Annotated in this window: 4 protein-coding genes and 1 pseudogene; 1 reads left to right on the top strand and 4 read right to left on the bottom strand. The window is 67.9% G+C overall.

What is annotated here, in order from left to right:
- A pseudogene (locus BMY22_RS24545) lies at positions 1-322 on the top strand (IS4 family transposase); the annotation flags it as partial.
- A 699-nt stretch (positions 323-1,021) separates the two neighbouring features.
- Here the strand turns inward: BMY22_RS24545 and BMY22_RS22440 are convergent.
- From BMY22_RS22440 to BMY22_RS22455, 4 genes are all read right to left on the bottom strand, one after another.
- Entirely contained in the window at positions 1,022-1,960 is a 939-nt protein-coding gene (locus BMY22_RS22440) for a 2-hydroxyacid dehydrogenase (RefSeq protein WP_090625520.1), read from the bottom strand.
- 38 nt (positions 1,961-1,998) lie between these two features.
- Positions 1,999-3,552 (bottom strand): galactarate dehydratase, encoded by a 1,554-nt coding sequence (gene garD / locus BMY22_RS22445; RefSeq protein WP_090625522.1) that lies wholly within the window; start codon positions 3,550-3,552, stop codon positions 1,999-2,001.
- Positions 3,553-3,573: 21 nt separating this feature from the next.
- Positions 3,574-4,965, bottom strand: a complete 1,392-nt coding sequence (locus tag BMY22_RS22450) for an MFS transporter (RefSeq protein ID WP_244158976.1) — start codon at positions 4,963-4,965, stop codon at positions 3,574-3,576.
- A gap of 92 nt (positions 4,966-5,057) precedes the next feature.
- A partial coding sequence (locus tag BMY22_RS22455; RefSeq protein ID WP_208599379.1) for a dihydrodipicolinate synthase family protein occupies positions 5,058-5,580 on the bottom strand: 523 nt, incomplete at its 5' end.

Below are 5,580 nucleotides of genomic sequence, written 5' to 3' on the forward strand. Positions count from 1 at the left end.
CGTGGAACAGGCACATCGCGAACGGCTTCCCGAGGGCTGGGAGGCGTCCCCCTACCACCTGGCGGTGCAGGTCAGAAGCCGTTACGAGGGGATGCTCGTCGCGCTGGCGGTGGAGCACTGGCCCGCCTGGGCCGACGATTCGGCCAGCACACTGGCACAGCGCCTGTTGGCATTGGCACGACAGATCAAGCCCAGCCAGGTGGCGACCAGTAAGCGCGGCCCCAAGGTGGAAAAGCCCAAGGCCTGGGTCGATGCCGCGACGGCTCGCGCCCATGTCTCCACCGACCGCCTCATCAAGGCCTCGAAAAGTAAAAGACCTTGAAAGGGGTGCTGTTTAACATCCACAATCGAGTCGGTATGCATGCTACCTCCATTGTTGTTATGTATTTGCAACCCGCCGAGGGGCTGCGAAGACGTGGAAGCGATGCACTTCACGTGAGCGTGAACGCTAAAGCGAATTGGCCTGGGCGTCGTCTGGGAAGTACTTAAGCGGGTATCGGTTTTTTTATGGGGACAAACGCGGGCAAGAATCCGCGCGCGATAGGGGCGCGACCTTGCCCGCGCCGATCGGCCGAACGGCAACGCCCGAAATCCTGCCCGAAAGGCGCTGCCGCCGCTCCGGCTCGGCCGCTGCGGGCGCTCGCTGCGCCCATCGGCTGCATTTTTCTGCAAAGGCGGATGAGCCGTGCGCCGGTCATGGATCGGCGGGCCGGGCTGCCGGCCGCGGCCACGGAGCGGCAACGGGGTCGCCGTGGACTCGAGGGGCAGCGTGAGGGGGTTTTCGGCGCAGTCGCTGCAGGCTACGACGTCGCAGCCTGGCCAAGCCGGCAACAGGATGCACGGCGACAGCCGGGACAGGGGCCGCGATCCCGCGAAGAACCATAAAAAAGGCGCACTCGGGGTGCGCCGTTACTGCAAGAAAGCAGCTCAATGTGCGAGGGTCGCGCGGCGCCGCTTGTGGCGGCGCCGCGCCTTATGGAACTGCCGCCCAGAGCAGAGCCATAACCGGTAGGGAGAGACGTCAGACCGGGGTCAGCAGCTCTCCCTTGTCGATGAACGCCTGCAGGTTGGCGATGACCAGCTCCTCCATCTGCAGGCGGGTTTCCCCGGTGGCGCTGCCGATGTGCGGCAGCAGCACCACGTTGGGCATCTCCAGCAGCGCCGCCGGCACCTGCGGCTCCTGCTCGAAGACGTCGAGGGCGGCGGCGCCGAGCCGGCCGTCGGCGAGCGCCGCGACCAGCGCCGCCTCGTCGACCACCGAGCCGCGCGCCACGTTGACCAGCAGGCCCTTCGGCCCCAGCGCCGCGAGCACTTCGGCATCGACCAGGTGATGGGTCGCCGGGCCGCCGGGGCAGGTCAGCACCAGGAAGTCGGCCCAGCGTGCCAGCTCGACCAGCGACGGCTCATGACCGTAGGAACAGCCGTCCACCGGCCGGCGGTTGTGGTAGCGCACCGCCATGTCGAAACCGCTGGAGCGCCGCGCCACCGCCTGGCCGATGCGGCCCAGGCCGACGATGCCCAGGCGCTTGCCGCTGACCCGGGTAGCCAGCGGGAAGTTGCCGATCCGCCACTGGCCGGCGCGGACGAAGCGGTCGGCCTCGGCGATCCGCCGCGCGCCGTCGATCAGCAGGCCCATGGCCAGATCGGCGACGCACTCGTTGAGCACCTCCGGCGTGTTGCTGAGCGGGATGCCGCGCCGGCGCACCGCCTCCAGCGGGATGGCGTCGTAGCCGACGCCGAAGCTGCAGATGGCGCGCAGGCTGGGCAGCGCCTCGAGCATCGCCGGCGAGCAGCCGAAGCGCGCCGAAGTGACCAGCACCTCGAACGTTCCGCCGTACTCGGCCAGAAAGGCCGGGCCGTCGGCCTGTTTCCAGTACGGCTCGGCGCCGTATTCCTCGGCCAGACGGCGGTTGAAGCGCTCGCTCAGCGGGCCGACCTGCAGCACTTTCGCTCCCTTCATCGAAAACTCCTTCGCTGGGTTCAGGGAATGATCCGGCCTCAGGTTACCGGCGCCGGATTGAACAGCACCAGATCGTTGTGCAGGCGATGGCGCTCGGCCCAGGTGTGCTTGCGGCCGCTGGCCACATCGAGGTAGAGCTGGAAGATCTCCCAGCCCAGCTCCTCGAGCGACAGCCGTCCCGAGGTCACCTGCCCGGCGTCCACGTCGATCAGGTCCGGCCAGCGCTCGGCCAGCTCGGTGCGGGTGGCCACCTTGATCACCGGCACCATCGCCAGGCCGTAGGGGGTGCCGCGGCCGGTGGTGAAGATGTGCAGGTTCATTCCGGCGGCCAGCTGCAGGGTGCCGCAGATGAAGTCGCTGGCCGGGGTGGCGCAGAACTGCAGGCCCTTGCCCTTGACCTTCTCGCCCGGCGCGACCACCCCGGCGATGGGGCTGGAGCCGGACTTGGCGATCGAGCCCATGGCCTTCTCGACGATGTTGTTCAGCCCGCCCTTCTTGTTGCCGGGGGTGGTGTTGGCGCTGCGGTCGGCCATCCCCCGCTCTAGGTAGCGGTCGTACCAGTCCATCTCGCGGATCAGCGCATCGGCCACTTCCGGGGTCGCGGCGCGCGGAGTGAGCAGGTGGATGCCGTCGCGCACCTCGGTGTTCTCCGAGAACATCACGGTGGCGCCGGCGCGCACCAGCAGGTCCGCGGCGACGCCCAGCGCCGGGTTGGCAGTGATCCCGGAGAAGGCGTCGCTGCCGCCGCACTGCATGCCGACCACCAGCTCGGAGGCCGGGCAGGTCTCGCGGCGCCGCGCATCGAGCACCTTGAGGCGCCCCTCGATCAGGCCGAGGATCTGGTCGACCATCCCGGCGAAGCCGTTGCCCGACTCCTGCAGGCGGTACAGCCACTGCTGCTCGCTCATCCCGCTGGTCAGTTCGTCGCCCGGCATCAGCTGGACCGGCTGCAGCTTCTCGCAGCCCAGGCCGATGACCAGCGCCTGGCCGCCGAGGTTGGGGTTGCGGGCCAGGTTGAACAGGGTGCGGATCGGGATCACCGCGTCCGGCGCGTTGATCGCCACGCCGCAGCCGTAGCTGTGGGTCAGGGCGATCACGTCGTCGACGTTGGGGTACTTGGGCAAGAGTTCCTTGCGCGCCCGCTCGACGCAGTGCTCGAGCACCCCGGCCACGCACTGCACGGTGGTGCTGACGCCGAGCAGGTTGCGCGTGCCGACGCTGCCGTCGGGGTTGCGGAAGCCCTCGAAGGTGTAGCCCTCCAGCGGTTCGGCCGGCGCGGCGACCTGGGTCGCCCGCGGCAGGTTGTCGAGCGCCGGCGGCTCCGGCATGCGCAGGTGCGCCTCGGTCACCCAACTGCCGCGGGAGATCGGCTGCAGGGCGTAGCCGATGACCTGGCCGTAGCGCACCACCTCGCCGCCTGCGGCGATGTCCGTCAGCGCCACCTTGTGGCTCTGCGGGATGTGCTCGATGGCCGCCAGACCGTCGGCGAAGCGGCTGCCGGCCGCCACGCCCTGGTCGTTGACCACCACGCCGACGTTGTCGTCCGCGTGCAGGCGGATGTAGCGCGGCGAATCCTGATGTTCGATCAACATGACACTACCCTCGTACAGATTTCAGACGGAGGCCGCGCCGCCCTGGGGAACGGCCGGGACGGCCTGCGCCTCCTCGTGGCGGGTCGAACCGCCCTGGGTCGGACCGTCGCGCAATTCGACGCGCTGGATGCGGCCGACGATCACCAGGTAGCTGAACACCGCCACCAGCGCGTTGGCGCCGACGTACACCAGCGCCCACTTGAAGGAGCCGGTGGCGCTGATGATGTAGCCGATGACGATCGGCGTGGTGATCGAGGCGATGTTACCGAAGGTGTTGAACAGCCCGCCCGACAGGCCGGCGATCTGCTTCGGCGAGGTGTCCGCCACCACCGCCCAGCCCAAGGCGCCGAGGCCCTTGCCGAAGAACGCCAGGGTCATGAAGCCGACCACCATCCATTCGGCCTGGACGTAGTTGCAGAAGACCATGCTGGTGGAGAGCAACAGGCCGGTGACAATGGGCAGCTTGCGCGCCAGAGTCAGCGAGTGGCCGCGGCGCAGCAGCCAGTCGGAGAGCACCCCGCCGAGCAAACCGCCGATGAAGCCGAAAATGGCCGGCAGCGAGGCGATGAAACCGGCCTTGAGGATCGACATGCCGCGCTCCTGCACCAGGTACACCGGGAACCAGGTGAGGAAGAAATAGGTGATGCCGGTGATGCAGTACTGGCCGAGGTAGACGCCGACCAGCATGCGGTTGGTCAGCAGCTGGCGGATGTAGTCCCAGCGCACCCCCTGCCCGCCCGACTTGCAGGCATTGTCCATATCGACCAGGCCGCCGTTCTGCTCGATGTGCTCCAGCTCGGCCGGGTTGATGCGCGGGTGTTCCTTGGGGTTGTAGATGGTCTTCAGCCAGATCCCGGAGAAGACGATGCCCAGCACGCCCATCATGATGAACACGTGCTCCCAGCCGAACTTGTGGACGATCCAGCCCATCAGCGGAGCGAACAGCGCGGTGGCGAAATACTGTGCGGAGTTGAACACCGCCGAGGCCGTGCCGCGCTCGGCGGTGGGGAACCAGGCGGCGACGATGCGCGCGTTGCCGGGGAAGGACGGCGCCTCGGCGAAGCCGACCAGAAAGCGCAGCATGAACATGGTGGTCACCGCCCAGGCCACCGGCACGGTGTCGACGAAGCCCTGCAGCAGGGTGAACAGCGACCAGGTGAAGATGCTCACCGCATAGACGCGCTTGGAGCCGAAGCGGTCGAGCAGCCAGCCGCCGGGGATCTGCCCCAGGACGTAGGCCCAGCCGAAGGCGGAGAAGATGTAGCCGAGGGTCACGGCATCGAAGCCGAGATCCTTCTGCATGCTGGAGCCGGCGATGGAAATGGTGGCGCGGTCGGCGTAGTTGATCGTCGTCACCAGGAACAGCATGAGCAGGATCAGGTAGCGCACGCGGGTTTGCTTGATGGCTTGCATGGCGTTGGGTTCCACGAATTGTTTGTTGTTGTGTGGACGGCCGGGCGAAGCGGCGCCCCCGGAGGCGAAGCCGCTCCGGGGGCGCGTTGGACTTACTGCGGGCCGAGCTTGCGGATCAGCGTGGCGAGGCGCTCGTACTCGTCGGGCAGCAGGTCGGTCAGCGGCGCGCGCACCGGACCGGCGTCGTGGCCGACGATCTTCGCCCCGGCCTTGACCATGCTCACCGCGTAACCGGCACGGCGGTTGCGGATCTCCAAGAGCGGCAGGAAGAAGTCGTCGATGATCTTGCCGACGGTCTCGTGGTCATCGGCGGCGATCGCCTTGTAGAACTCCATCGCGGTGCGCGGGATGAAGTTGAACACCGCCGAGGAATACACCGGTACGCCGAGGGCCTTGTAGGCCGCGGCGAAGACTTCGGCGGTCGGCAGGCCGCCCAGATAGGTGAAGCGCTCGCCCAGACGGCGGCGCACCGAGACCATCAGCTCGATGTCGCCCAGGCCGTCCTTGTAGCCGATCAGGTTCGGGCAGCGCTCGGCGAGCTGTTCCAGCAGGCTCGGGGTCAGCCGGCAGACGTTGCGGTTGTAGACCACCACGCCGATCTTCACCGACTTGCAG

The organism is Azotobacter beijerinckii (genome assembly GCF_900110885.1).
GTDB lineage: Bacteria > Pseudomonadota > Gammaproteobacteria > Pseudomonadales > Pseudomonadaceae > Azotobacter > Azotobacter beijerinckii.